At 74.8% G+C, this 25,852-nt stretch carries 19 protein-coding genes; 3 read left to right on the forward strand and 16 right to left on the reverse strand.

Going from position 1 to position 25,852, the window contains the following annotated elements:
• Window positions 1-187: 187 nt before the first annotated feature.
• The 10 genes from ACIPAE_RS19030 to rimP all read right to left on the reverse strand — a co-directional run bounded on the left by ACIPAE_RS19030 (window position 188) and on the right by rimP (window position 15,395).
• Window positions 188-1,117: a hypothetical protein gene (locus tag ACIPAE_RS19030; protein ID WP_402446539.1), complete on the reverse strand. Its 930-nt coding sequence runs from the start codon at window positions 1,115-1,117 to the stop codon at window positions 188-190.
• Complete coding sequence (locus ACIPAE_RS19035) at window positions 1,114-3,537, reverse strand: PEP/pyruvate-binding domain-containing protein (protein ID WP_402446542.1); 2,424 nt, start codon at window positions 3,535-3,537, stop codon at window positions 1,114-1,116. The genes ACIPAE_RS19030 and ACIPAE_RS19035 overlap by 4 nt, the downstream gene beginning before the upstream one ends.
• Before the next feature lie 263 nt (window positions 3,538-3,800).
• Window positions 3,801-7,883, reverse strand: coding sequence for a serine protease (locus ACIPAE_RS19040; protein WP_402446545.1), 4,083 nt, complete (start codon window positions 7,881-7,883; stop codon window positions 3,801-3,803).
• 380 nt (window positions 7,884-8,263) lie between these two features.
• The gene (gene truB / locus ACIPAE_RS19045; protein WP_402446547.1) at window positions 8,264-9,160 is read right to left on the reverse strand and encodes a tRNA pseudouridine(55) synthase TruB; all 897 of its coding nucleotides are present in this window, start codon (window positions 9,158-9,160) and stop codon (window positions 8,264-8,266) included.
• Window positions 9,157-9,684: a 30S ribosome-binding factor RbfA gene (gene rbfA, locus ACIPAE_RS19050; RefSeq protein ID WP_329364111.1), complete on the reverse strand. Its 528-nt coding sequence runs from the start codon at window positions 9,682-9,684 to the stop codon at window positions 9,157-9,159. The genes truB and rbfA overlap by 4 nt, the downstream gene beginning before the upstream one ends.
• Before the next feature lie 44 nt (window positions 9,685-9,728).
• A complete protein-coding gene (locus tag ACIPAE_RS19055) occupies window positions 9,729-10,025 on the reverse strand; it encodes a DUF503 domain-containing protein (protein WP_328470118.1) in 297 nt (98 codons plus the stop codon).
• A 102-nt stretch (window positions 10,026-10,127) separates the two neighbouring features.
• Window positions 10,128-13,274, reverse strand: coding sequence for a translation initiation factor IF-2 (gene infB / locus ACIPAE_RS19060; RefSeq protein WP_402446551.1), 3,147 nt, complete (start codon window positions 13,272-13,274; stop codon window positions 10,128-10,130).
• A gap of 173 nt (window positions 13,275-13,447) precedes the next feature.
• Window positions 13,448-13,726, reverse strand: coding sequence for a YlxR family protein (locus tag ACIPAE_RS19065; RefSeq protein ID WP_328470112.1), 279 nt, complete (start codon window positions 13,724-13,726; stop codon window positions 13,448-13,450).
• Window positions 13,727-13,830: 104 nt separating this feature from the next.
• Window positions 13,831-14,814 carry a transcription termination factor NusA gene (gene nusA / locus ACIPAE_RS19070; protein ID WP_328470110.1) on the reverse strand — a complete coding sequence of 328 codons (984 nt, stop codon included), beginning with the start codon at window positions 14,812-14,814 and terminating at the stop codon, window positions 13,831-13,833.
• 2 nt (window positions 14,815-14,816) lie between these two features.
• On the reverse strand, window positions 14,817-15,395 hold the full coding sequence (gene rimP, locus ACIPAE_RS19075; RefSeq protein ID WP_329364121.1) for a ribosome maturation factor RimP: 579 nt from the start codon (window positions 15,393-15,395) through the stop codon (window positions 14,817-14,819).
• A gap of 140 nt (window positions 15,396-15,535) precedes the next feature.
• Between rimP and ACIPAE_RS19080 the strand changes: the two genes are divergently transcribed.
• From ACIPAE_RS19080 to ACIPAE_RS19090, 3 genes are read left to right on the forward strand one after another with little or no spacing between them, the layout of a single operon-like run.
• Window positions 15,536-16,093, forward strand: a complete 558-nt coding sequence (locus ACIPAE_RS19080) for a hypothetical protein (protein ID WP_402446556.1) — start codon at window positions 15,536-15,538, stop codon at window positions 16,091-16,093.
• Window positions 16,059-16,520, forward strand: a complete 462-nt coding sequence (locus ACIPAE_RS19085; protein ID WP_329364123.1) for a ferritin-like domain-containing protein — start codon at window positions 16,059-16,061, stop codon at window positions 16,518-16,520. Before ACIPAE_RS19080 ends, ACIPAE_RS19085 begins: the two co-directional genes overlap by 35 nt.
• 43 nt (window positions 16,521-16,563) lie before the next feature.
• Complete coding sequence (locus ACIPAE_RS19090; RefSeq protein ID WP_329364124.1) at window positions 16,564-17,523, forward strand: aminoglycoside phosphotransferase family protein; 960 nt, start codon at window positions 16,564-16,566, stop codon at window positions 17,521-17,523.
• A gap of 855 nt (window positions 17,524-18,378) precedes the next feature.
• Here the strand turns inward: ACIPAE_RS19090 and ACIPAE_RS19095 are convergent.
• From ACIPAE_RS19095 to dxr, 6 genes are all read right to left on the reverse strand, one after another.
• Complete coding sequence (locus ACIPAE_RS19095; RefSeq protein WP_402446559.1) at window positions 18,379-20,076, reverse strand: proline--tRNA ligase; 1,698 nt, start codon at window positions 20,074-20,076, stop codon at window positions 18,379-18,381.
• Window positions 20,077-20,141: 65 nt separating this feature from the next.
• Window positions 20,142-20,687 (reverse strand): GNAT family N-acetyltransferase, encoded by a 546-nt coding sequence (locus ACIPAE_RS19100; RefSeq protein ID WP_402446562.1) that lies wholly within the window; start codon window positions 20,685-20,687, stop codon window positions 20,142-20,144.
• Between the two features lie 68 nt (window positions 20,688-20,755).
• Entirely contained in the window at window positions 20,756-21,601 is an 846-nt protein-coding gene (locus ACIPAE_RS19105; RefSeq protein WP_329364126.1) for a GNAT family N-acetyltransferase, read from the reverse strand.
• A gap of 130 nt (window positions 21,602-21,731) precedes the next feature.
• The gene (gene ispG, locus ACIPAE_RS19110) at window positions 21,732-22,886 is read right to left on the reverse strand and encodes a flavodoxin-dependent (E)-4-hydroxy-3-methylbut-2-enyl-diphosphate synthase (RefSeq protein WP_328470094.1); all 1,155 of its coding nucleotides are present in this window, start codon (window positions 22,884-22,886) and stop codon (window positions 21,732-21,734) included.
• 101 nt (window positions 22,887-22,987) lie between these two features.
• On the reverse strand, window positions 22,988-24,307 hold the full coding sequence (locus ACIPAE_RS19115; protein ID WP_329364127.1) for a site-2 protease family protein: 1,320 nt from the start codon (window positions 24,305-24,307) through the stop codon (window positions 22,988-22,990).
• Window positions 24,304-25,554: a 1-deoxy-D-xylulose-5-phosphate reductoisomerase gene (gene dxr / locus ACIPAE_RS19120; protein WP_402446565.1), complete on the reverse strand. Its 1,251-nt coding sequence runs from the start codon at window positions 25,552-25,554 to the stop codon at window positions 24,304-24,306. Before dxr ends, ACIPAE_RS19115 begins: the two co-directional genes overlap by 4 nt.
• Between the last annotated feature and the right edge of the window lie 298 nt (window positions 25,555-25,852).

Consider the following 25,852-nt stretch of genomic DNA (forward strand, 5'->3'; position numbering starts at 1 on the left):
TCACCACCTGGGTGGAAAACGGGGGACGGTGGCCGCCGTCCCTCCCCAGGGGCGACGCCGTACGAGCAGGCTACCCGCTGCCGGCCCGGGACGGCCGTGTCCGAGCCGGGCTGTGCCGGAGAACCGTGCCGGAGAAACCGTGCCGGAGGGCTGTACCGGCGCGCGGCCGTGCCCAGGTGAGGAGGCGTCAGTGCGGGAGGGCGGCCTGGCCGTCACCCAGGATCTTCGCGGTGGCGCGGTTCGCGGTCGCGTCGGTCAGGCAGCCGCGCAGCCGCATCACGTCGTGCGGGCTCAGGGCCGGGCGGATCACGCCCGCGTAGACGCCGTCGGAGAGCACGCCCAGGCTCGCGTCGGGGCTCGGCGCGGAAGTGGAGCGCCGGCAGCCCTCCCACAGGTCGCGGGCGGCCAGTTCGCGGGCGGCGGCGCCGGAACTGCCATGCACCTTGACCTGGAAGACGACGGTGGTGGCCGCCGCGCTCGGCCGCGCCTCCTCCCGCGTCTCGGTGGCGTCGGCGAGCGCGTGGACGCCCCAGATCAGCAGGGCCACCGCGGCCACCGCGCCGACCACGGACAGCAGCACGCGCAGTCTGCGCGCGGGCGGCACCGCGGGCTGGTCCTCCAACTGCGGGACGGCGCCGTGCACTCCGCCCGCGGGCGCGGCCAGCGGCGCCAGCCGCCCGGCGAGGCGGCGCTCGGCCCCCGGCCGGGCGGTGGCGGCCGCGATCCGCTGGATCACCCAGGCCACGCCGGACAGCGCGGCACCGGTCACCATCAGGATCGGCACGAAGACGAACGTCCCCGTGCTGCCGTCGCCGCGCCCGGCGCCGTCCCGCTGGTCCGCGCCCAGCCAGCGGAAGGGGTGCGTGGCGGACTGCTCCCGGGAGTGCTCCAGCCGCCGCCTTATCTCCTCGGCACGGGCGTCCGAGTCGTTCAGCCGGCGCTCCAGCCGTCCCATCCGGCCGAGCAGGATCACGCACACCAGGAAGCCCTCCACGGCCAGCAGCAGCACCCCGCAGAGCACGGCGCGCTGCCACTCCCACCGGTAGAGGTAGACGACGAGGTAGATCGCGGCGGCGAGGGTGGACAGGCCGCCGAACAGGTAGCTGACGTACTTCATGCCGCCGCTCCCTCGCCCTTGCCCCGCGCGTCGCCGTCGGGACCGGTGGGCCCTTCGGAGTCCGGCGGTGGGGCGGTCCGTGCGGCCACGGGAACGGGTTCGGCGGCCCGCTCGGCCGGCGGCTCGGATACGGCGAGGGGTTCGGGTGCGGGTGCGGGTTCGGGTGTGGGATCAGCTGCGGGTTCGGGTGCGGCCGGCCTGGCGTACGGCGCCTCGACCGTCCCCACCGCACCGGTCCCCCCGTCCACCGTGAGAACCGTGCCCGGGGTGAGGCGCTCGACGGCCCGCGGGACCCCCACGGCGGTCGGCACGTGATACTCGCGGGCCAGCACCGCCAGATGGGACAGCACGCTGCCGGTCTCGGCGACCAGCCCGGCGAGGCCGGGCAGCAGCGGCGCGAGCGCGGGGTCGAGCGTGCGGACCACCAGGACCGGGTGCGGCGGGCGCGGGCCCTCGCCGTCCCACGCCGTACCGGTGCCGTGGCCGCCGCCCGCGCCCTGACCGCCGCCGTCGGCACCGCGACCCCCGCCGCCGCGACCGATGCGCACCGCCTGCGGACTCCCGTCGGCGGCGATCCGGAAGGCCGCGGGCAAGGGCGCGGTCTCCGGCCGCGGCGAGCGCTCGGCGAGGCCGGTGGGGCGGGCGCCGCCGTCGGCCACGGCCATGAGCTCACGCCAGCGCAGCCGGGCGATCCGGCCCCGCTCTTCGGGCGCGCAGTGCGTGTCGATCCGGCTGCCGATCTCGCGCACCATCGACGTCTGCATCTCCTGCACCCACCGGATGCGCAGCCGCAGCCCCTCCCGTACGGACAGGAAACCGACGCCTCGCGGCACGCCGTTCCAGCCGACGTGCTCCGGCAGGCCGGGGCGCTTGCCGAGAGAGGGTGGCAGCAGCGTCAGCAACACCGGGTGCCGGCGGACCAGTTCGAGGTCGGAGCGGCCGCTCTCACGGCCCTCGGCGAGCACGGCGAGCGCCTCGCCCGCGGCGGTGCTCCCGGTGTCGGTGTCCAGCAGGGCGCCGGTCAGCGACTCCTGCGCGTGCAGCGACGCGAGCACCGTACGGCCCCAGGCGACCGCGGTCAGCAGCTCGCCGCTGAGCATCTGCCGGGGCGCGGTGAAGTGGTGCAACTGGCGGTCGACGTCGGCCATCAGGTCGCGGGCGAGCAGCGGCAGCGCCGTACGCAACCGGCCGACCCGCCAGGCCGCGGCGGCCCGCCGGGCGCCGGGAGCGGGGTTGATGAAGTTCAGCACCGGGTGGGCGGCGGGCACCGCGCCGAGCAGCAGCAGGTCGGCGGCGGCCCGGCCGTCCACGGCGGTGGCGACCGGCAGCCTGCGCAACTTGCGGCGGGGCGCGGCGCCCGCGATGTCCAGGGCGAGGGTCAGGCCCTGGTTCATCGGGGCCAGCCACAGGTCCTCCTCCAGGGGTTGGAGGACACCCGGCAGCGTCTCGGCGACCGGTCCGGGGCCCAGCAGCCGCGCTCCCCTGGCCGGGCGGGCCGCCATCGCCGTGATCGGCCGGGCCTGGAAGAGCCACAGCCGCCCGCCGTCGTCGAAGCCGAACTCGACGTCCTGCGGGCCGCCGTAGACCTTCTCGGTACGGCGGGCCAGCCGGACGAGCTGGGCCAGCCGGCGGCGGCCGAGCGGGCCGGTGCCGTGCGGTGCGGCCGGCTCGGTGTGCAACAGACTTCCGCGGCGGGTGAGCTGGTAGCGCACGCCCTGGGTGCTGCCGTCCACGAGCCGGTCGGGGCCGCCGGTGACCGCGCTGACCAGGATGTGGTCGTACCTGCCCTCCACCGGGTCGGCGCCGAACATCACGCCGCCTGCGGCCGCCCTGAGCATCGGCTGCACCAGCACCGCCATCCCGTGCAGCGGGTCGGCAGCGCCCGCGCCGCCGTCCGGCGCCGCCCGCAGCGCGGAGTCCAGCACCTGCCGGACCGCCCGCGTGAACGCCTCCCAGCCGCGTACGTCGAGCACCGAGTCGAACCGGCCCGCCATCGAGGAGTCCTCGGTGTCCTCGTGCGCGGAGGAGGAGCGGACCACCAGCGCGGCCGGGTCGTGAGGTCCCGGGCCGCCGCCGCCCGCCGTGGGCGCCGTGTCGATGGCTGCGCGGCCGGCGCTGCCCGTGCGGCGCGCACCGCCCGGGCCGCCCGTACGGTCCCCGCTCGCCTCGCCCGCCACCAGCAGTTCCCAGGCCGCCCGCAGCGCGTCGGTCCCCGCCGGGGCACCCGGCGCCCGGTCGGCGGCGACCAGGACGAAGCCCGGCAGCACCGGCAGGCCCGCGGCGGCCGCCCGCGCGAGGTTCGCCGCCTTCGCCCCGGCCACGGACGGATCGGCGGCCACGGCGCTGTCCAGCGGCGCCACCGCCAGCGCCATGGCGTCGATCCCGTCGTTCCCGTCAATCCCCTCGATCCCCATGCCCATTGCCAGCTCCTTCCGGCGGCCGCCACCCCCTGGGGGGTTGCTCCGGGAACCGGTCGCGGGTCGCGCGACCGCCCTCAACGGCCCCTACCCGTAAGGGCAACGCTTCTTCACCGCCCAGACCTTCCGCCGTCGCCGACGTGTCGCCTCCGGCGCCCTCCGACCGATCCGTTCCGGCCATCCCCACCGTCGGGACGGAGAACCCGGCGGCCGGCGCGGGTAGTTGGGCGCGCGAGGGCAACGGTGGACGCGGTGGCCGGGCGGGCTCAGGAGGCGACGAGGAGGTCATGGCGGGCGCTCGGGCCCAGCAGGGTGTCCCAGGTGGTGTCGGTCAGCCAGGTGCGCAGCAGGTGGGCGAAGGAGGGGTGCTCGGCGGCGAGGGCGACCACGGTGCGGTCGAAGCGGGCGGCGCCCTGGGGGGTGCGGGTGAGCAGCAGGGCGAGGCGGTGGACGAGGTCGCGGGTGAGCAGGGGGTGTTGCGTGGGGGCGGCGAGGGCGGCGGCGGAGAGGAGCGCGGCGAGCACGTCGGGGTCGCGCTCGGTCTCCAGGGCGGCGTCGAGCAGTTCGTGGCGCAGCGGCTGGGACAGGTGGGTGCCGGGGGTGGCGAAGACCGGCAGCAGGGCCGACCTGATCGGTGCGGGGTGGTCGCGCAGCAGGGCGGCGGTGAGGGTGCGCAGCAACGGCCTTGCGCCGGGGCCGTGTTCGAGCCGCAGGTCGAGGTAGCGGGCGACGTCGGGCGCGGCCTCCGGGTGCTGCTGGAGGTGGTCCTGGACGAGGACGGCGGCCCTGCGCGCGAGCACTGGTTCCCTGACGGCGGCGAGCGCGGCCAGCACCTCGGCCGCACGCAACGCCGTACGACGCCCGGCCGCTGCGCCCGCCGAACCCTCCCCGACGCCCTCGCACCCGCCCTCGCTCTCGCCCCCGTCACCGCCCGCGGCGCGCAACCTCGTCCGAAACGCGTCGAGCACCATCTCGGGGTGCGTGTCCATCGCTTCGACCAGCGCGTCGGGCGCGAGACCCGGATCGCCTGCGGCGAACCCGCGCAGCGCCGCCGGCAGATAGCGCACCCGCGTCGCGGGGTCCCGGACCAGCACTCCCAACGCCGCGCCGTGCAGACCGGTTTCGTCGGCCCGGGCGAGCAGCGCGAGCGCCGCGTACCGGAGCAGTTCGCGATCGGCGGGCCCGCGGGCGAAGCGCGCGACCCGGGCGCCGTACGTGGCGGCGGCGACCCGGCGGTCCGGGCGCGGGTCGTGCGCCCAGCGGTCGACGGCCCGGCAGATCGCTCCCGGATGGTCCTCGGCGAGCGCGACGAGCACCGCGTCGGCGCCGGGGTGCCCGGCGTCCACCAGCGCCTCGGTCAGCGCGTCGGGGGCGCGGCGGCTGTGGGTGTGCAGGAGCGCCTGCGCGGCGGAGGCGACGGTGAGGCGCCCGCCGACCGCGAACGGGTGCGCCGCCTGGAGCGGCCGGTCGTCGTCGAACCACCCGCACACCTCGGGCACCGCCTGCCCGCCCTGCTCGCGCACCAGATCCGACACCACGCCCAGGAAGCGGTCCTCCCGCCCGGCGCCGGGCGGCCCGTCCGCCGGGAGCAGCACCCTCAGCAGTTCCAGCCGGTCCGGCTCCGCCAGCGGCACCGCCCGCCAGAACCACGGCCCGAACTCGCCCAGAACGCCCAGGCGTTCGGGGACGAAACCGCCGGCCGCGATCGAGCGCACCACGATCCGCCCGGCCAGCGCGCGCAGTACGGGCAGCAGGGGCCCGGCGTCCTCCACCCGCAGCAGCGCCTCCCGCAGCAGGTGCGCGGCCCACCACTGGGCCTCGGTCCGGCGCCGGTCCGCGCCGGGCGCCACCGCGGGCACCAGCGACGCCCGCCCGGCCCCCCAGGGCTCCCCCGGCGCCGGCTCCGCCACCCGCGCGGGGACGAGCGCCCGGCCCCGCACGTTGGGCACCGTGTCCGCGTCCAGGTCCGTGCCTTCCGGCTCCGGTCCGGCCGGATGGCGGCCCCAGGCCGCAGTCGCGGCCGCTGCCGGCGGGCCCACCGGCCGCACCGGGTGAGCCGGTCCCGCCCACCCGGGCCGCCCGTCGTCCAGCACCTCGACCAGCGCCCCGAGATGCGCCGCGCGCGACTCCGGCGAGGCGAGCAGCAGCGCGTCCACCACCGGCCCGGCCCGGTGCCTCGGCACGGGCAGCGAGCGGGGGCGGCCGGAGGGGCCGACCGGCGGCGCGGGCGGCACCGGCGGCACCGGCACCGACCGGCCGTACGCCCCGCCGTACACCCCAACGCCGGCCCCCGAGCCGCCGCCGGCCCCGGCGGACCGCCCACCCGCCCGCGACGGGAGCCGCACCGGCGCGTCCCCGGGCACGAGCGGCGGCACGGGGTGCCCGGCGGACGGCGACCAGCGGTGCACCAGGGCGTTCAGTGCCGTCGCCAGGTCCAGGTGGAGGGACTGGACCCAGTCGCCGAACTCCTCGTGTGCGAAGCGGTATCCCGCCCCGGCCGGCACCAGCAGGCCCTCGGCGAGCACCGCGGACGCCCACCCCGTACGCCACGGGAACAGTTCCTCGAACGCCTCCCGGTCCAGCTCCCCCTGCCCCGGGCCCAGGCAGCGCCGGGCCGCTTCGTGGGCCTGCCCGGCCACCCGGGCGGCCAGCCGGCGCAGCCCCCGGCCGCGTACCGGCGGCGAGGTCGGTGTCGCGGCGCCCAGCCGCACCGCGATCCGCAGGCACGCCGCGTCCAGGTACGCGGCGAACACCTCCGCGCGGCTCGGCGCCGGCCCCTCCTCGGCGAGTTCGCCGAGCGCGGCCCGCACCTGGGACAGCAGCCGCAGCGTGAGCGGGTGCCCGGCGTCCCGGGGGCGCAGGGCGGCGTCGGGCAGGCCGTGCCGCTCGCGGGCCTCGGCCGCCTCCGTCCCGGCCAGGTCCCCCAGCCGCACGCAGGGCGGCAACGGCCGTACGGGCGCGCCGGGTTCGGCCTCCGCGCCCTCGCCCCCGCGCGCCCCCGGCACGTACAGCAGCTCGGCCGGCAGCATCGCGCCGGCCTGTTCCCAGAACTCCGGTCGGCACGCCACGACCAGCCGGGCCCGGCTGGTCCGCAGCCAGCCGGCGGTGGCGGCGGCCCACCCGGCGAGTTCGTGGGCGAGGACGGGCGGCATCTCCTCGGGTGCGTCGAGCAGGACGACCAGGGGGCGGCCGGCGGTGCGCGCGAGGAGGGCGACATCCTCGGTGGGATCGGCCATGCCGTACGCGAGCGGGGCGTGCTGCGGCTCGCCGGGGGCGTGGCCGGCCGCGCTGACCACCCGGGCTGCGGTGCGCAACGCGCGTTCCACGGCGTCCTTGACGCTGCCGTCGCCCGGGCGCAGCTCCGCGCCGCGCAGCCAGACCGTCGGGGCCGGGTGGGCGGCTTCGTGGCGGCGGGCGGCCAGCGCGGCGAGTTCGGTGCTGCGGCCGGTGCCGGGCTCGCCGACCAGGCCGAGGGCGAGCGGCGCGGCCTCGCCGCGGCGGCCGAGGAAGTCGTCGAGCGCGGCGGTGATCCGGGGTCTGGCCACCGGGTCGCGCCAGGGTTCCGAGGCGCTGCCGGCCGAGCCGACGCTGGTGGCGGCCAGGTGCAGGGCGCCCGCGAGGTTCAGGTGCGGGCCGTACGCCGGCACGGTCGCGGCGGCCCGGGCGACCAGTTCGGCCAGCGGAGGGGGCGAAGACGCGGCGTGCAGCGGCACCGCGAAGCCGCCGGCGCGGTGCCCGGCGTGCAGGGCGGTCACCACCACCGCGAGGACGGCGCCGGTCGCCGCGTCGACCACCGGGGTGCCGGACGCCTGCGGGCCCGCCTCGGCCAGGTCGGCGCCGTCGAGCGCCAACTCGTAGACGCCCTCGATCAGATGGAAGCGGTCGGTGGCGGTGTACGTGACCGCGGTGGTGCCCAGCACGGTCGCCGCGGCGGCCTGCGGCAGCCGCAGCACGGCCCGCCGCTCGGGGTGCCCGGGACCCGTGGGCGCGATCGGCAGGGGGCGTACGTCGAGGCCCTCGGTGGCGACCAGCGCGAGCCCGTACCCGGGCAGCGGGGTGACCGCCTCGGCCTCGACCAGGCACACCTGCTCGCCGGGGGCGTGCAGCACCAGTCGCGCGAGGCCGTCGACCGCCTCGTGACTGGTGATCAGCGTGCCGTCGCGGTCGGCGAGAAAGCCGGTGCCGCGCGGCCGTCCGGCCAGGTCGCAGACCCGGATCAGCGCGCCCGCGCCACCGCCCGCGCCGCCCGCGCCGTCCTGCGCGCCGGTTCGTCCGCCGGCCTGTTCGCCGGCATGCCCGGCCCACCCGGCCCACGCCCGGGTCCTGCCACCACTGCGCACCGCTGCCATGACCGGCTCTCCCCCACTCCGCCCGCGCCCCCCTGCGCCCCGTTTCGTCCCGCTATCGACGGTAGGTGGCGGAAGATCCGGCGCCAAGATCGCCGGAAGAACGCGCCCCCCGTGCGACCCTCCGTTCACTCCGAGCGCCCGGCCATCCGGGTGATTTCGGGGGCTCGGGTGGACAAGGACAGCTCAGGGGGGTTGGAGGGGGTCGTGGGGCGGGGCCGCCAAGGGGACAGGCGGTCCCGTCGCACGGCAGGGCAGGCGTCGACGTAGACGTACGGCGGGACCTCCCGCACGCGTCAGGGCCGGTGTACGGCGGGACCTCCCCGCGCACGGCAGGGCAGGCGTACGGGAAGGCGTCCCCGTACCCGCCCGCACCCTGCCGGCTACTGCGCGAAGCCCGCCACGATCTTCGCGTGGCCCTGCTGCTCCTCGACCAGCGCGAGGAAGCGGCCGTCGGGCCCGAAGGCCGCGTGGGTGCCCGCGCCGAGCGCCGGAGTGCCGATCCTGACCCCGTTGCCGAGCAGCCGGGCCTGGTCGGCGTCGACGTCCCAGCGGGGGAAGGCGGCAGCCGCGGCCCGCTCGATCGGCAGCACCTCGAAGGTCTCCTCCAGCTGCTCCAGCGTGCGCGCCCCCGTCAGGTCGTACGGCCCGACCCGGGTGCGGCGCAGCGCCGTGAGGTGGCCGCCGACGCCGAGGCCGGCGCCCAGGTCGCGGGCGAGCGCGCGGATGTACGTGCCGGAGGAGCAGGTCACGGTGACGTCGAGGTCCAGCAGGCCGGGCGCGCCGTCGGGCACCCGCATCTCCCGCACGGTGAAGGCGCTGACCGTCACCGGCCGGGCGGCCAGCTCGAACTCCTCGCCCTCGCGCACCCGGGTGTAGGACCGCACCCCGTTGACCTTGATGGCGCTGACCTTGGACGGCACCTGGAGGATCGCCCCGGTGAGCGCGGCGACCCCCGCGTCCACGGCGGCCCGGGTCACCTCGGCGGCGGACGCCTCGGAGGTGACGTCGCCCTCGGCGTCGTCGGTGACCGTGGACTGGCCGAGCCGGATGGTGGCGGCGTACTCCTTCTCGGTGAGCGCGAGGTGGCCGAGCAGCCGGGTGGCGCGCTCCACGCCGATCACCAGCACACCGGTCGCCATCGGGTCGAGGGTGCCCGCGTGGCCGACCCGCCGGGTGCCGGCCAGCCGGCGCATCCGGGACACCACGCCGTGCGAGGTGAGCCCGCCGGGCTTGTCGACGACGACCAAGCCCGACGGGCCTTCCTTCCTGGGACTCATGCCTGGGTGCGACCGTCCTCGTCGCCGGCCGCGGCGGCCGGGCCGTCGTCGTCCGAGGCGGCTTCCGCGCCCTCGGTGCCGGCCTCGTCGTCGAGGTCGTCGTCCTCGGCCGGCTTGCGGTACGGGTCCGCCTCGCCGGCGTACTGGGCGTCGGTGGCGGTCTTGCGCACCTCTTCGTCGGCCGCGCGGGCCTTGGCCAGCAGGTCGTCGATGGTGCGGGCGTTGTCGGGCAGCGCGTCGGCGACGAACGCCAGGCTCGGGGTGAACCGCACCCCGGTCTGCCGGCCGACCTCGGAGCGCAGCACTCCCTTGGCGCTCTCCAGGGCGGCGGCGGAGGCGGCGCGCTCCTCGTCGTCCCCGTAGACCGTGTAGAAGACCGTCGCCTCCCGCAGGTCACCGGTGACCCGGGTGTCGGTGATCGTCACATACCCCAGCCGCGGGTCCTTGATCCGCCGCTGAAGGGTCTCCGCGACCACGACCCGGATGCGGTCCGCCAGCTTTCGCGCCCGCGCGGTGTCGGTCATCGTGTTCTTCTCTCTTCACTCGGTTGGTTCGGTCCGTCGTCCGGTCAGTCGTCGTCGCCGCCGTGGATACGCTGCCGTGTCGACAGCAGATCCACCTCCGGGCGGGCGACCATCCAGCGCTCGCACCGGTCGAGTACGTCCTTGACGTGCCCGAGGTCGCCGGACACCGTCGCGATCCCTATCTCGGCCCTGCGGTAGAGGTCCTGGTCGCCGGTCTCGGCCACGCTCACCGCGAACTTGCGGTGCAGCTCGGCGACGATCGGGCGGATGACGGACCTCTTCTCCTTCAGCGACCGTACGTCACCGAGCAGCAGGTCGAAGCGGAGCGTTCCTACATACATGACTGTGAACGGTACAGGCGACGGCCGGGGCCGATCGACGGCTTTTCTGCCGTCGACCGGCCCCGGACCGGTGGTGCTGCCCGCCGTCGGCGAGCCGTGGGATCAGCCGCGCGGCTTCTCCCGCATCTCGTAGGTGGCGATGACGTCGTCGATCTTGATGTCGTTGTAGTTGCCGAGGTTGATACCGCCCTCGTAACCCTCACGAATCTCGGTGACGTCGTCCTTGAAGCGGCGCAGGCCCTCGATGTTGAGGTTCTCCGCGATGACCTTGCCGTCGCGCAGCAGGCGGGCCTTGGTGTTGCGCCGGACCTCGCCGGAGCGCACCAGCACACCGGCGATGTTGCCGAGCTTGGAGGAGCGGAAGACCTCGCGGATCTCGGCGGTGCCGAGCTCCACCTCCTCGTACTCGGGCTTGAGCATGCCCTTGAGCGCCGCCTCGATCTCCTCGATGGCCTGGTAGATCACCGAGTAGTAGCGGACGTCGACGCCTTCGCGTTCGGCCATCTGGGTGGCACGCCCGGCGGCGCGCACGTTGAAGCCGATGACGATGGCGTCGGAGCCGGTCGCCAGGTTGATGTCGGACTCGGTGACCGCACCCACGCCACGGTGCAGCACGCGGATGTCGACCTCCTCGCCGACGTCGAGCTGGAGCAGTGCCGATTCCAGCGCCTCGACCGAACCGGACGCGTCGCCCTTGATGATGAGGTTGAGTTCCTGCACCTCACCGGCCTTGAGCGCCTCGTCCAGGTTCTCCAGCGAGAACCTGCGGCCCTTGCGGGCGAACGCCGCGTTCCGCTCGCGGGCGGCACGCTTCTCGGCGATCTGCCGGGCGGTGCGGTCCTCGTCGACGACGAGGAAGTTGTCGCCCGCGCCGGGCACGTTGGTCAGACCGAGCACCAGCACCGGAGTCGACGGAGCCGCCTCCTCCACGCTGGCACCGCTGTCGTCGAGCAGGGCCCGGACCCGGCCGTACGCGTCGCCGACCACCATGGTGTCGCCGACCCGCAGGGTGCCGCGCTGGACCAGGACGGTCGCCACGGCGCCGCGGCCGCGGTCGAGGTGGGCCTCGATCGCGATGCCCTGCGCGTCCTGCTTCGGGTTGGCCCGCAGGTCGAGCGAGGCGTCCGCGGTCAGGACCACGGCCTCCAGCAGGCTGTCGATGTGCAGGCCCTGCTTGGCGGAGATGTCGACGAACATGGTGTCGCCGCCGTACTCCTCGGCGACCAGGCCGAACTCGGTGAGCTGACCGCGCACCTTCGTCGGGTCGGCGCCCTCGACGTCGATCTTGTTGACCGCGACCACGATCGGTACGTCCGCGGCCTTGGCGTGGTTGAGCGCCTCGATCGTCTGCGGCATCACACCGTCGTTCGCCGCGACCACGAGGATCGCGATGTCGGTGGACTTCGCACCACGGGCACGCATGGCGGTGAACGCCTCGTGACCAGGGGTGTCGATGAAGGTGATCGCGCGCTCTTCGCCGTTGACCTCGGTGGCGACCTGGTAGGCACCGATGTGCTGGGTGATGCCACCGGCCTCGCCCGCGACCACGTTGGTCTTGCGGATCGCGTCGAGCAGGCGGGTCTTACCGTGGTCGACGTGACCCATGACGGTCACCACCGGCGGACGGGAGACCAGGGCGTCCTCGCCGCCCTCGTCCTCGCCGAACTCGATGGAGAACGACTCGAGCAGCTCGCGGTCCTCCTCCTCCGGGCTGACGATCTCCAGCACGTAGTTCATCTCGCCGGCGAGCAGCTCCAGGGTGGAGTCGGACACCGACTGGGTGGCGGTGACCATCTCGCCGAGGTTCAACATCACCTGGACGAGCGACGCCGGGTTGGCGTTGATCTTCTCGGCGAAGTCGGTGAGCGAGGCACCGCGCGACAGGCGCACGGTCTGGCCGTTGCCGCGGGGCAGCAGCACGCCGCCCACGGACGGGGCCTGCATGGCCTCGTACTCCTGGCGCCGCTGACGCTTGCTCTTACGGCCTCGGGCCGGACGGCCACCGGGGCCGCGACCGAAGGCGCCCTGCGTTCCGCCACGGCCACCCGGGCCGCCCGGACGTCCGCCGAAGCCGCCGGGGCGCGGACCGAAGCCGCCACCGCCGCCGGGGGCACCGCCACCGGGACGGGGACCGCCGAAGCCGCCACCGCCGCCACCGGGACGACCGCCGCCGCCGGGACCGGCCGGACGGCCGGCGAAGCCGCCGCCGCCGGGACGCCCACCGGGACCGCCGGAACGGCCACCGGGGCCGCCGCCGGGACGCCCACCGGGACCGCCGGGACGGCCGCCCGTGGAGGGCGCGGGACGCTGCGGCATCATGCCCGGGTTCGGGCGCGGGCCCGAGGACTGCGGGCGGGGCATGCCGCCCGGGGACGGACGGGAGCCGCCGGGGCCGCCCTGACCGCCACCGGGACGCGGGGTGCCGCCGGGGCGCGGGGCGCCGCCGCCGGGACCCGCGGGACGCGGGGCACCGCCCTGGCCGCCGCCGGGACGCGACGCGCCACCGGGGCGCGGCATGCCGGTGGAGCCGGACGTGAACGGGTTGTTGCCGGGACGCGGACCGGCCGGGCGCGGAGCGCCGGGACGGGCACCGCCCTGGCCGCCCTGCCCGGACGCGGGGCGGTTGCCGCCGGGGCGGCCGCCGTCACGCTGACCGGCGTCGCGCTGACCGCCGGCCGGGGCCGGACGGGCCGGGCGCGGACCGGGCGCGGCGCCACCGGGACGCTGGCCCTGGGCTGCCTGGCCCTGACCCTGGCCCTGGCCTGCGGCCGGGGTCGTGGGCGCGGACGGGGGTGCCTGGAACTCCGCGGCGGGCACGGGTGCGGCCGGCGCGGGCTTGGGCGCCGGGGCCGGCTTGGGGCCGGGGCGCGGGCCGGAACCGGACGGCGGCGTGGCGCCACCGCTCGGGGCGGCCGGGGTCACCGGACCGCCGGCCGGCTTGGGCGCCGCCGGGGCAGCCGGACGGGCCGGCGTACCCGGGGTGGGGCCGGCCGGCTTGGGGGTGCCTCCCGGGCGGCCCGCCGCCGGGGAGGGCGCCGTCTTGCGCGGCGCGGACGGCTTCGCAGCGGACTTGCCGGCGCTACCGCCGCCGGGTCCCTGGAAAGCGTCAGTCAGTTTGCGGACAACCGGCGCCTCGATCGTCGAGGACGCCGAACGGACGAATTCGCCGAGTTCCTGGAGCTTGGCCATGACGACCTTGCTCTCGACTCCCATCTCCTTGGCGAGTTCGTATACCCGGACCTTAGCCACTTCGCTCCTTTTAGGTCCGGGGTGATCGTCCGCCGGACCGTCGCTACTTCATGGGCGTACTCATCGCGTACTCATCGAGTGCTCATCGCAATCTCGACCTACTTCCATCTCGCGAGGTACCTGACCGCACGGTGCATCCGTGCCGTTCTGCTTCTTACGGGTTCTACCGGTTCCTACGGGGCTGCCTGCTCGACGCACCGGCGCAACTCCGCGGTGTCCGGCGCGACCGGTCCTTTGAAGGCCCGGGCGAACGCCCGACGGCGGACCGCCAGGTCGAGGCAGGCAAGGGCAGGATGCAGATACGCACCCCGACCGGGCAGCGTACCGCGAAGATCGGGAACGCACGCGCCCCCGCTCACCGCCACACGCAGCAGATCGCTCTTGGCCGCGCGTTGACGGCAACCGATGCACGTTCGCTCCGGGCATGCTGACGTCAGCGTCCGACCAGACACCCTTTAGTCTACCTCCCCGCGCCAACCTCACTCCTTCGAGTGGGTCAACGGACGCTTGTTCGTCCGGAACTCACAGCCTCGCCGGTCCGGCGGAGGCCGCCGGCTCAGTCCTGCTGCTCGGTGTCCGGCCTGATGTCGATCCGCCACCCGGTCAGCCGCGCGGCGAGCCGGGCGTTCTGGCCCTCCTTGCCGATCGCCAGCGAGAGCTGGTAGTCGGGCACGGTCACCCGGGCGGACCGGGCGGCGGCATCCACCACCTCGACGTGGGAGACCCGGGCCGGCGACAACGCGTTCGCCACCATGTCCGCGGGGTCATCCGACCAGTCCACGATGTCGATCTTCTCACCGTGCAACTCGGCCATCACCGCGCGCACCCGGGCGCCCATCGGGCCGATGCACGCGCCCTTGGCGTTCAGCCCGGAGCGGGTGGAGCGCACCGCGATCTTCGTACGGTGCCCGGCCTCGCGGGCGATCGCCTCGATCAGCACCGAGTTGTCGGCGATCTCGGGCACCTCCAGGGCGAAGAGCTTCTTCACCAGGTTCGGGTGGGTGCGCGAGAGGGTCACGGAGGGGCCGCGGGTGCCCTTGGCGACGCGCACCACGTAGGCGCGCAGCCGGGTGCCGTGGGCGTAGTCCTCGCCGGGGACCTGCTCCTGCACCGGCAGGATCGCCTCCAGCTTGCCGATGTCGACCAGCACGTTCTTGGGGTCCTTGCCCTGCTGGACGACGCCGGTGACGATGTCGCCCTCCCGGCCGGCGTACTCCCCGAAGGTGACGTCGTCCTCCGCGTCGCGCAGCCGCTGCAGGATCACCTGCTTGGCGGTGGAGGCGGCGATCCGGCCGAAGCCGCTGGGGGTGTCGTCGAACTCGCGCGGCTCGGCGCCCTCCCCCGCCTCCTCCTGGTCCTCGGTCGCCCATACGGTGATCTGACCGCTGGTCCGGTCCAGCTCGACCCGGGCCCGGCGGTGGCTGCCCGGCTCGCGGTGGTACGCGATGAGGAGTGCCGACTCGATCGCCTCGACCAGCAGGTCGAACGAGATCTGCCGTTCGGTCACCAAGCCCCGCAGGGCCTTCATGTCGATGTCCACGGCTACGCCTCCTCAGTGCTCTCGTCGTCTTCGTCTTCGACGGTCTCGTCGCCGCCGTCCGTCTCGTCGTCCACCTCGTCGTCGGCGCTGTCGTCGGCGCCGCCGCTCTTGCGGTTGAACTCGACCTCGACCCGCGCCCTGGCGATCTCGCCGAAGTCCGCCCGGGCCGGCTTGGGCTTGCGGCCCTTGACGCCCGGGACCTCCAGGTCGAGGCCCTCGTCGTCCACCGCCATGATCCGCGCGATCAGCTCTCCGCGCTCCTTGAGCTGGAGCTTGACCAGGCGGCCGGCGTTGCGGCGGAAGTGCCGCGGCTCGGTCAGCGGACGATCGGTGCCGGGTGAGCTCACCTCGAGGACGTACTCGGTCTCGCCCATGGCGTCGGACGCGTCGAGGGCCTGCGACATCGCGCGGCTCAGCTCGGCCACGGCGTCGAGCTGCACGCCGTCCTCCGCGTCCACGACGACCATCAGCTGCCGGCGCTTGCCCGCCGCCGACACCGTGACCTCTTCCAGCTCCAGTCCCGCCTCGCCGACCAGCGGCTCAAGCAGTGCGCGCAGCCTCTCGCTGTGGGTGGTGCTCATCCGGGTGACTCCTCGGCCGCGTCTGCTGTTGTCATGGAAGGTCGCGTGTTGGACCGCACTTTACCCGAGTTCGACCACCCCCCGAACGCGCTGCGGGGCGGCCGCCCGGACGCCGCCGCGTCACCCCTACACTCCCTGTCATGATCCCGAAGCTGACCCGGCGTAGCGCCGTGGCCATGGCAACCGTCGGTGTGGTGGCGGGGTGCTCCGGCGGCCGGGGCAGTGCCTCCACCGCCGTGCGGGCCGACGACGCGCCGGACGCGGCGCGGCAGGCACGCGAGGCCCGGGACAGCACCGCACTGGTCGCGCGGTACGACGCGGTGATCGCGGCGTACCCGACACTGGCCGCGCGGCTGGCACCGCTGCGGGCGGACACCGCCGCGCATGTGCGGGCCTTCGGCGGCCGGGCCCCCGCCGCCCCGTCGTCTCCGGCGTCCGGCAACGGCAACGGCAACAGCAACAGCAACAGCAACAGCACGGGGTCTCCGGCGACTCCCACCTCCACGGGCTCGGCGTCCGCCGTGCCCGCCACCGCCGACAAGGCCCTGGCCGCGCTCGCCGCCGCCGAGCGCGCGCTCGCCGACCGCCGGTCCGCCACACTGCTCGACGCGCCGGGCGCCCTCGCCCGGCTGCTGGCCTCGGTGGCCGCGGCCGGCGCGGGCCATGTCGTCCTGCTCGGCCGCCCGGCCGGAAAGTGAGCGCACGGTGAGCACGATCGTCGACGCCGCGCAGGCCGCCCTCGCGGCAGAACACGCGGCCGTCTACGGCTACAGCGTGGTCGGCGGCAAGGTGGCCGACTCCCGCAAGGCCGAGGCGCGGCAGGCGTACGACGCGCACCGCGCCCGCCGGGACTCGATGGCCCGCACCGTGGCGGACCTGGGCGCCGTCCCGGTGGCCGCGGCCGCCGGCTACCGGCTCCCCTTCGCGGTGACCGGGTCCGCCGACGCGCTGCGGCTGGCCGGGTACCTGGAGGAGCACGTCGCGGGCGCCTACGGCGACCTGGTGGCGGCGGCGATAGGCGGGATACGGCAGGACGCGGCGGGCGCGCTGCGCGAGGCGGCGGTGCGTGCCGTGCGCTGGACCGGCGGCGGCGTAGCCTTCCCGGGGTTGACCGAGGAGCGCTGACCGGCGGGCCGCAGGGGGCGTACGACGGAGGGAACGCGACACGATGAGCGCAGCGGCGCACGAGGGCGGCGGCGAGGGCGACCGGTCGGCGGACCTGGCCCTCGAACCGCCCGAGCGGCTCACCCGCACCGTCACCGCCTGGGAGGGCGAGGCCGGTCGCGCGTGGCTGGCCCGGCTGCCGGAGACTGTCGCCGGCTACCTCGACCGGTGGGGGCTCACCGCGGAGCGGGTCTTCGCCGCGGGCGGCCAGATCAGCATGATCGTGCTGGTCCGCACGGACGACGGCACGCCGGCGGTGCTCAAGGTCGGCATGGTCAACCGGGAGACCGCGCAGGAGCACGCGGCGCTCGCGCACTGGGGCGGGCGCGGCGCCGTACGCCTGCTGCGGGCCGATCCGGAGCAGGGCGCGATGCTGCTGGAGCGGCTGCACGCCGACGTGTCGCTGCGCTCGCTCGCCGAACCGAAGGCGATGCTCGAAGCCGCCGGGGTGCTCCAGCGGCTGTGGGTGGCACCCGCCGACGCGCACCCGTTCACCACGGTCGAGGAGTACACCGGCGCGCTGGTGCCGCTGCTGCGGGAGCGGCGCGGGCAGCCGTACGCCGAGGACGCGCGGCCGCTGATCGACGAGGCGCTGGCCCGCTGGGAGAGCCTGGTCGGCACCGCCCCCGAGGCGGTGCTGCTGCACGGCGACTACCACCACGGGAACGTGCTGGCCGGGGACCGCATGCCATGGCTGGCGATCGACCCCAAGCCGCTCGTCGGCGAGCGGGCGTACGACCTGGCGTGGCTGGTACGGGACCGGCTCTCCACGCTCGCCGCGCAGCCGGGTTCCCGGGCGGCGGCCCGGCGGCGCCTGGCGAAGCTGGCGGATTCCCTCGAGGTGGACCCGGAACGGCTCCGCGGCTGGGCGTTCTTCCGTGCGGTCGAGGCGGGCGTGTGGGGGTTGGCGGTCGGTGGCCGCGAAGACGGCGAACTCCTCCTGGAGTTCGCGACCTGGTTGTAGCCGTTTCGGCTCCCCGCCGCGCTGCGCCGCGCGTACGGTACGGCTCCCCGCCAAGGCGTGCCGGGCGCCGCTCCCGGGTGCCACCCGGTGACCGGTTGCCCGCGCAGTTCCCCGCGCCCCTTCGGCTACACGCCATCCTGGCCGACGCCAGTCCCCGACCACAGGCCGGCCGGTGGCAGGCCGCGCAGTTCCCCGCGCCCCTTCGGCTACACGCCATCCTGGCCGACGCCAGTCCCCGGCCACAGGCCGGTCAGTGGCCGCCCGCGCGGCTCCCCGCCGCGGCATGCCGCGCGCCGCTCCCGAGTACCACCCGGTGACCGGTTACCCGCGCAGTTCCCCGCGCCCCTTCGGCTACACGCCATCCTGGCCAACGCCAGTCCCCGGCCACAGGCCGGTCAGTGGCCGCCCGCGCGGCTCCCCGCCACGGCATGCCGCGCGCCGCTCCCGAGTACCACCCGGTGGCCCGTTGCCCGCGCAGTTCCCCGCGCCCCTTCGGCCACACGCCATCCTGGCCGACGCCAGTCCCCGGCCACAGGCCGGTCAGTGGCCGCCCGCGCGGCTCCCCGCCGCGCCGTGCCGCGCGCCGCTCCCGAGTACCACCCGGTGACCGGTTACCCGCGCAGTTCCCCGCGCCCCTGGATTTCCGCGGCTTTTCCGCGAAAAGAGCGTCACCGGCCCAGGGGCAGGGGGTACTTCCCGGCGAAGCCGGGGGGAGAGCTGAGCGCCAGGCCACCCACTGGAGGGATGGCGAAGGCCCGACCGCAAGGGGCAATCACCCAGGGGCGCGGGGAACTGCGCGGCCGGCTCGCCACCGGGGGGTGGTCCCTGAACCGACAGGACACCGGACCCCGGGGGTCAGGCACCCCGGAGACGGGCGACCGCGTCGGTCAGGGGGAGGTCCTCACGGGTGCCGGTGCGGCGGTCGCGGAGTTCGAGGACGTCGTCGGCCGCGCGGCGGCCGGCAACGAGCACACGGGGCACCCCGATCAACTCGGCGTCCGTGAACTTCGCCCCCGGCGAGACCCCGTCGCGGTCGTCGAGGAGGACCCGCAGCCCGGCGGCGTCGAGTTCGTCGGCCGCGCGGGCGGCAAGCTCGGCCGCGCCCCCCTTGCCCGCGGCGACCACGTGGACGTCGGCGGGGGCGACCTCGGCGGGCCAGCACAACCCGTGGGCGTCGGCGGTCTGCTCGGCGAGGGCGGCGACGGCGCGGGAGACCCCGATGCCGTAGCAGCCCATGGTGACGCGGGCCGGCTTGCCGTCGGGGCCGAGGACGTCGAGGCGGAAGACGTCGGCGTACTTGCGGCCGAGCTGGAAGATGTGGCCGATCTCGATGGCGCGGTCCAGCCGCAGCCCGGCGCCGCAGCGGGGACAGGGGTCGCCGGCCTCGACGGTGACGACATCGAGGTGGCGGTCGACGGTGAAGTCACGGCCGCACACCACGTTGGCGGCGTGCCGGCCGGGCTTGTTGGCGCCGGTGACCCAGGCGGTGCCGGCGGCGACCCGGGGATCGGCGAGGTAGCGGATGCCCAGCGTGCTCAGGCCCTGCGGGCCGACGTAGCCGCGTACCAGGTCGGGCCGGGCGGCGAAGTCCTCGGCAGTGACGATCTCGACGGTGGCGGGGGCGAGGTGCTCGGCGAGCTTGCCGAGGTCCACCTCGCGGTCGCCGGGCACGCCGACCGCGGTGATCTCGCCGTCGACCTTCACCAGCAGGTTCTTCAGGATCGCGGCGGCGGGCACCGACACCGCGGCGGCCAGCGCCTCGACGGTGGCGGTGCCGGGGGTGTCCAGTTCCTCGACCGGGCCGGGGTCGGCCGCCGCGGGGACCTGCGCGGTGAAGACGACCGCTTCGGTGTTGGCGGCGTAGTCGCACTCCGGGCAGTCCGCGAAGGTGTCCTCGCCGGCCGCGGCGGGCGCCAGGAACTCCTCGGACGCCGAGCCGCCCATCGCCCCGGACACCGCGGAGACGATCCGGAAGTCCAGGCCGAGCCGGCGGAAGATCCGGGTGTACGCCTCCCGGTGCAGCCGGTACGCCTCGGCGAGCCCCTCCGCCGCGAGGTCGAAGGAGTAGGCGTCCTTCATCTGGAACTCGCGGCCGCGCAGCACCCCGGAGCGGGGCCGGGCCTCGTCGCGGTACTTGGTCTGGATCTGGTAGAGGATCACCGGCAGGTCGCGGTAGGAGGTGACCTGGTCCTTCACCAACAGGGTGAAGCTCTCCTCGTGGGTGGGCCCGAGGACGTAGTCGGTCCCCTTGCGGTCGGTGAGCGTGAAGAGCAGGTCACCGTACTCGTCGGCGCGGCCGGTGGCGTCGTACGTCTCGCGGGGCAGCAGCGCGGGCAGCAGCACCTCCTGGCCGCCGATCGCGTCCATCTCCTCGCGGACGATCCGGGACACGTTGTCCAGCACGCGCTTGCCCAGCGGCAGCCAGCTCCACACTCCCGCCGACGAGCGGCGTACGTACCCGGCCCGGACCAGCAGCTTGTGGCTGGTGGTCTCCGCGTCGGCCGGGTCGTCACGCAACGTCTTGAGCAGCAGCCTGGACATGCGCAGGACCATCGTGTTCTCCGTGTTCCTCGAAGGTCCGGCGAGGATATCCAGCGGGCGGGCGGGGGCCGTAGCGGTTATTCCGGGCGGCGCGACAGCGGCAGCGGGGCGCCCATCACGGCGTAGGGGCGGGGCGCGCTGGGGAAGTGCACGGGGCGGGCCAGGTCGCGGTAGCCGAGCGCGCGGTACAGATGGCGGGCGGGGCTCTCGCCGTCGATCGCGGAGAGGATGCTGCGCGGCTCGGTGGCGGTGTCGGTGATCTCGGTGATCAGCCGGCGGCCGATGCCGCGGGACTGGAAGTCGGGCAGCACATGCAGTTCGGTGATCACGAAGGAGTCGTCGAGCCAGCCGTCGTTGCCCTGCGCGCGCAGGTACGGCTGGACCACGCTCGACCACCAGTGCGCGCGGTCGTTGGGCAGGCCGTAGACGAAGCCGACCATCCGGCCGTCGGATGTGCTGTGTGCGGCCAGCGCCCGCGCGCCCCTGCACGCCAGGTGGCGCAGCACGATCTGCCGGCGGATCGCGACCTCCTCCGGCCCGAGCCCGAACGCCACCGCCTGCACGCCCAGCGCCTCGTCCACGTGCTCGCTGAGCGCACACGGGCCGACCACCACGTTCTCCATGACGCGCGACCCTATCGCCTCCCGCCCGCCCCCTCCTCCCGGGCACCGGGCGAGCTCTGCTCCGGGGCTCAGAACAACACGGACATCAGGGCGCCGACTTCCGTGAAGCCGACGCGGTGGTAGGCGGCGCGGGCGGGGGTGTTGAAGTCGTTGACGTAGAGGCTGGCGACCGGGGCGACGTCGCGCAGGGCGTAGTGCAGGACCGCGGCCATGCCGGTCTCGGACAGGCCGCGGCCGCGGTGCGAGGGGGCGACCCAGACGCCCTGGATCTGGCAGGTGTGCCGGGTGACAGCGCCGATCTCGGCCTTGAACACCACCTCGCCGTCCTCGATCCGGGCGAACGCCCGCCCCGCGGAGACGAGTTCGGCGACCCGCGCCTGGTAGAGCAGCCCACCGTCGCCGGCCATCGGCGAGACGCCGACCTCCTCGGTGAACATGGCCACGCAGGCGGGCATGATCACCTCCATCTCGTTGCGCTGCACCCGGCGGACGAGCGGGTCGGGGGCCACGTCGGCGGGCAGCGCGCGGGTGGTCATCAGGGGCTGCCGGGCGCGCACCTCGCGGGCGGGACCCCAGTACGGTTCGAGCCGTGCCCACAGGTCGGCGGTGGCGTCGACCGGGCCGACGATCGACGAGCAGCGGCGGCCGGCCCTGCGGGCGCGGTCGGCGAACGCGCTGACGGCCTCGGGGGTGGCGCAGATCGGCACGAGGTTTGCGCCCGCGTAGCAGAGCGAGGTGAGGCGGCCGGCGGAGTACCAGCCCCACATCTCGCCGCCGAGCCGCCAGGGGTCGAGGCCGGCGATGTTGACCCGCGAGGTGACGAACGCGTTGGCGACCGGGTCCCGGTCCAGGACCGCGAGGGCGGCGTCGAGATCGCCCGGTTCGAGGACGCGGGCGGTCGGTTGGGTCAGCACGGGCGCGCCTGACCGTACGGTCCGCGCTCCTCGGCGGACGAGGTCAGCGGGCACCGCGGGCGGCTGCGGTCGGGTGCGCCGGGTGCCGCGTTCGGTGCCCCGAACGCGGCACCCGGCCGGAGACGTGCGGTCAGGAGACGCTCACCTGCGGCTCACCGGACGCGGCACCGGCCGCCTCCATCTGCTCGGCCAGCTTCATGGCCTCCTCGATCAGGGTCTCGACGATCTGCGACTCGGGCACGGTCTTGATGACCTCGCCCTTGACGAAGATCTGCCCCTTGCCGTTGCCGGAGGCGACACCGAGGTCGGCCTCGCGGGCCTCGCCGGGGCCGTTGACGACGCAGCCCATCACGGCGACCCGCAGCGGGACCTCCATGCCGTCCAGGCCGGCGGAGACCTGGTCGGCGAGCTTGTAGACGTCGACCTGGGCGCGGCCGCAGGACGGGCAGGAGACGATCTCCAGGCGGCGCTGGCGCAGGTTCAGCGACTCCAGGATCTGGATGCCGACCTTGACCTCCTCGGCGGGCGGCGCGGACAGCGAGACCCGGATGGTGTCGCCGATGCCCTCGGCGAGCAGCGCGCCGAAGGCCACCGCGGACTTGATGGTGCCCTGGAAGGCCGGCCCCGCCTCGGTGACGCCGAGGTGCAGGGGGTAGTCGCACTGCTGCGCGAGCTGCCGGTAGGCGTTGACCATGACCACCGGGTCGTTGTGCTTCACGGAGATCTTGATGTCGCGGAAGTCGTGCTCCTCGAAGAGCGACGCCTCCCACAGCGCGGACTCGACCAGCGCCTCGGGGGTGGCCTTGCCGTACTTCTCCAGCAGCCGGCGGTCCAGCGAGCCGGCGTTGACGCCGATCCGGATCGGCACGCCCGCCGCCGAGGCGGCCTTGGCGATCTCCTTGACCTTGTCGTCGAACTGCTTGATGTTGCCGGGGTTGACCCGGACCGCCGCGCAGCCCGCGTCGATCGCCGCGAAGACGTACTTCGGCTGGAAGTGGATGTCGGCGATGACCGGGATCTGGGACTTCCGGGCGATGGTGGCGAGCGCGTCGGCGTCGTCCTGGGTGGGGCAGGCGACCCGGACGATCTGGCAGCCGGACGCGGTCAGCTCGGCGATCTGCTGGAGGGTGGCGCCGATATCGGAAGTGCGGGTGGTGGTCATCGACTGCACGGAGACCGGCGCGTCGCCGCCCACCGCGACGCTCCCGACCTGGATCTGACGGCTTTTGCGGCGGTCGGCGAGTTTGGTCGGAACATCCGGCATACCGAGCGAAATCGCGGTCATCTGCGTGGCATCCCCAAGGTGTGGAACGAGGTCCCGTCGTGGGCGGGCTCCAGCATCGAGATTACGACACCCCGCCCACGACTCTCACCCGGCTCGGGCCATTACGAACTCAGTTTGACCGGGTTGACCACATCCGCGATCAGAACCAGCAGTGTGAAGCACACGAAGATTCCGGCCACGACATAGGCGATCGGCATGAGCTTGGCCACGTCGAACGGTCCGGGGTCGGGACGGCGGAAGACCCGGGCGGCGTGTCGCCGGATCGCCTCCCACAGCGCGCCCGCGATGTGGCCGCCGTCCAGCGGCAGCAGCGGGAGCATGTTGAACAGGAACAGCGACAGGTTGAAGCCGGCCACGAGCATGACCATCGTCACCACCCGGTCGATGGCGGGCGCCTTCATCGCGAAGACCTCGCCGCCGACCCGGGCCGCGCCGACCACGCCCATCGGCGAGTCCGCCTTGCGCGGCGCGTGGTGGAAGGCCGCGTTCCACAGGTCGGGGATGCGCTTGGGCAGCGAGACCAGCGAGTCGACGCCCTGCTTGGCCATGTCGCCCATGTGGTCGACGGAGTCGGCGAAGCCGAGCGGCTGGATGTGGCTGGCCGGGCTGAAGCCGAGGAAGCCGGCCTTCACCGGGTTGCCGTCGGTCGGGTTGCCGTCGCTGTCGGTCTTGGCCACCGTGTTGGTGGTGATGTCCGGGTGCAGGGTGACCCGCTGGCCGTGCCGCAGCACCACGATGGTGGCCGGTCCCGCGCCCTTGCGGATGTCCTCGGACAGCTCCGACCAGTTCTTCACCGGCTTGCCGTTGAACTCCACGAACTTGTCGCCCGCCTTGAGCCCGGCGGTCTTGGCCGGCGCCACCGGGTCGGACGCGCGGCACGGGTTGTTCGCGTCGCGGTGGGAGGTGTCAGCCTGCGAGATCACGCAGTCGCTGACCTGGCCGACCACGGTGGTCGACATGCTGATGCCGAAGCCCATGAAGACGGTGAGGAACAGCGCGACGGCGAGCACGAGGTTCATGAACGGCCCGGCGAACATGACGATGACGCGCTTCCAGGGCTTGCGCGTGTAGAACATCCGCGTCTCGTCGCCCGGTTGGAGCTCCTCGTACGCGGCGGTCCTGGCGTCCTCGATCATGCTGCGCCACGGCGAGGTGGAGCGGGCGGTGATCCGGCCGTCCTCACCGGGCGGGAACATGCCGATCATCCGGATGTAGCCGCCCAGCGGGATCGCCTTGAAGCCGTACTCGGTGTCGCCCTTCTTGCGCGACCACAAGGTGGGGCCGAAGCCGACCATGTACTGCGGTACGCGGATCTTGAAGATCTTGGCCCAGGTCAGGTGGCCCAACTCGTGCCACGCGATGGAGATCATCAGACCGACGGCGAAGACGACTATGCCGAGGACCGTCATGAGAGCCGTCATACGCCTGCTGCCTCCGTTGCTTGCGCCAGTTCACCGGCCCGGGCCCGCGCCCAGGTCTCCGCTTCGAGGACGTCCTCGACCGTCAGTCGAGTTCCCGACGCCGGCGTGCCGTGCTCCTCGACGACCCTGGCCACGGTGTCCACGATCCCGGTGAACGGCAGCCGGCCGGTGCGGAAGGCTTCGACGCATTCCTCGTTGGCCGCGTTGAACACCGCGGGCGCGGTGCCTCCGAGGCTACCGACATGTCGGGCCAGTGCGACGGAAGGGAACGCGTCGTTGTCGAGCGGGAAGAACTCCCAGGTGGCCGCTTTCGTCCAGTCGACGCCCGGCGCGGCGTCCGGCACCCGGTGCGGCCAGCCCAGGCCCAGCGCGATCGGCATCCGCATGTCCGGCGGGCTGGCCTGCGCGAGGGTGGAGCCGTCGGCGAACTCCACCATCGAGTGGATGTAGGACTGCGGGTGGACGACGACCTCGATCCGGTCGAACGGCACGTCGAAGAGCAGGTGCGCCTCGATCACCTCGAGGCCCTTGTTGACCAGGGTCGCGGAGTTGATCGTCACCACCGGCCCCATGTCCCAGGTCGGGTGGGCCATGGCCTGCTCGACGGTGACGCCGGCCAACTCGGCGCGGGTGCGGCCGCGGAACGGCCCGCCGGAGGCGGTGACCACCAGCTTGCGGACCTCGGCCCGGCTGCCGCCCAGCAGCGCCTGGAAGAGCGCGGAGTGCTCGGAGTCCACCGGCACCACCTGGCCGGGCCTGGCGAGCGCCTTCACCAGCGGGCCGCCGACGATCAGCGACTCCTTGTTGGCGAGAATCAGCACCCGGCCGGCGGCCAGCGCGGCGAGCGTGGGACGCAGGCCGATGGAGCCGGTGATGCCGTTGAGCACGGAGTGGCACTCCAGGCCGGCGAGCTCGGTGGCGGCCTGCGGCCCGGCGAGGATCTCCGGCAGCGGCCGGCTGCCGTACCGCTCGGCCAGCGCCTCGCGCAGCGCGGGCACCGCCTTCTCGTCGGCGACGGCGACGGCGCGCACCTCCAACCGGTGCGCCTGCTCGGCCAGCAGCGCGACCCGCCCGCCCGCGGCCGACAGCGCGACCACGCGGAACCGGTCGGGGTTGCGCAGCACCACGTCGATCGCCTGGGTGCCGATCGACCCGGTCGAACCGAGGATCACGATGTCCCGGGGCCCGTCGTCGGGTCCGGCGGGGACGTGCGGGCGGTAGTGGGGGTCTGCGAGAGCGTCCGTCATGGGGTCATTCTGTCCTGCCCGGCCCCTTGTCCACGCACGGGCCCGGGTCGGGCGGGGTCGCGGCGGGTGGCGGGCGGTGTACGGCGGGTGGTCGGTGTGCGCCCCGGTGCGCGGGCCGGTGCGGCGGTCCGCACGGGGCGGTGGTCAGGGTACGCCCGGCGGCTGTGGAGAGCGCCGGACGCGCGGGGGGCCGGTGGGAACCGGTGGGGGGTGCGGGCCCGGGCGGCGGGTTGACGCCCCTGCCCGCGCCGGCGCCCGCCGCGGCCGGCCCGCCACGCGGGCGAGCCGACCCGCGGGG

It is taken from the genome of Streptomyces sp. NPDC087270 (assembly GCF_044744625.1).
GTDB lineage: Bacteria > Actinomycetota > Actinomycetes > Streptomycetales > Streptomycetaceae > Actinacidiphila.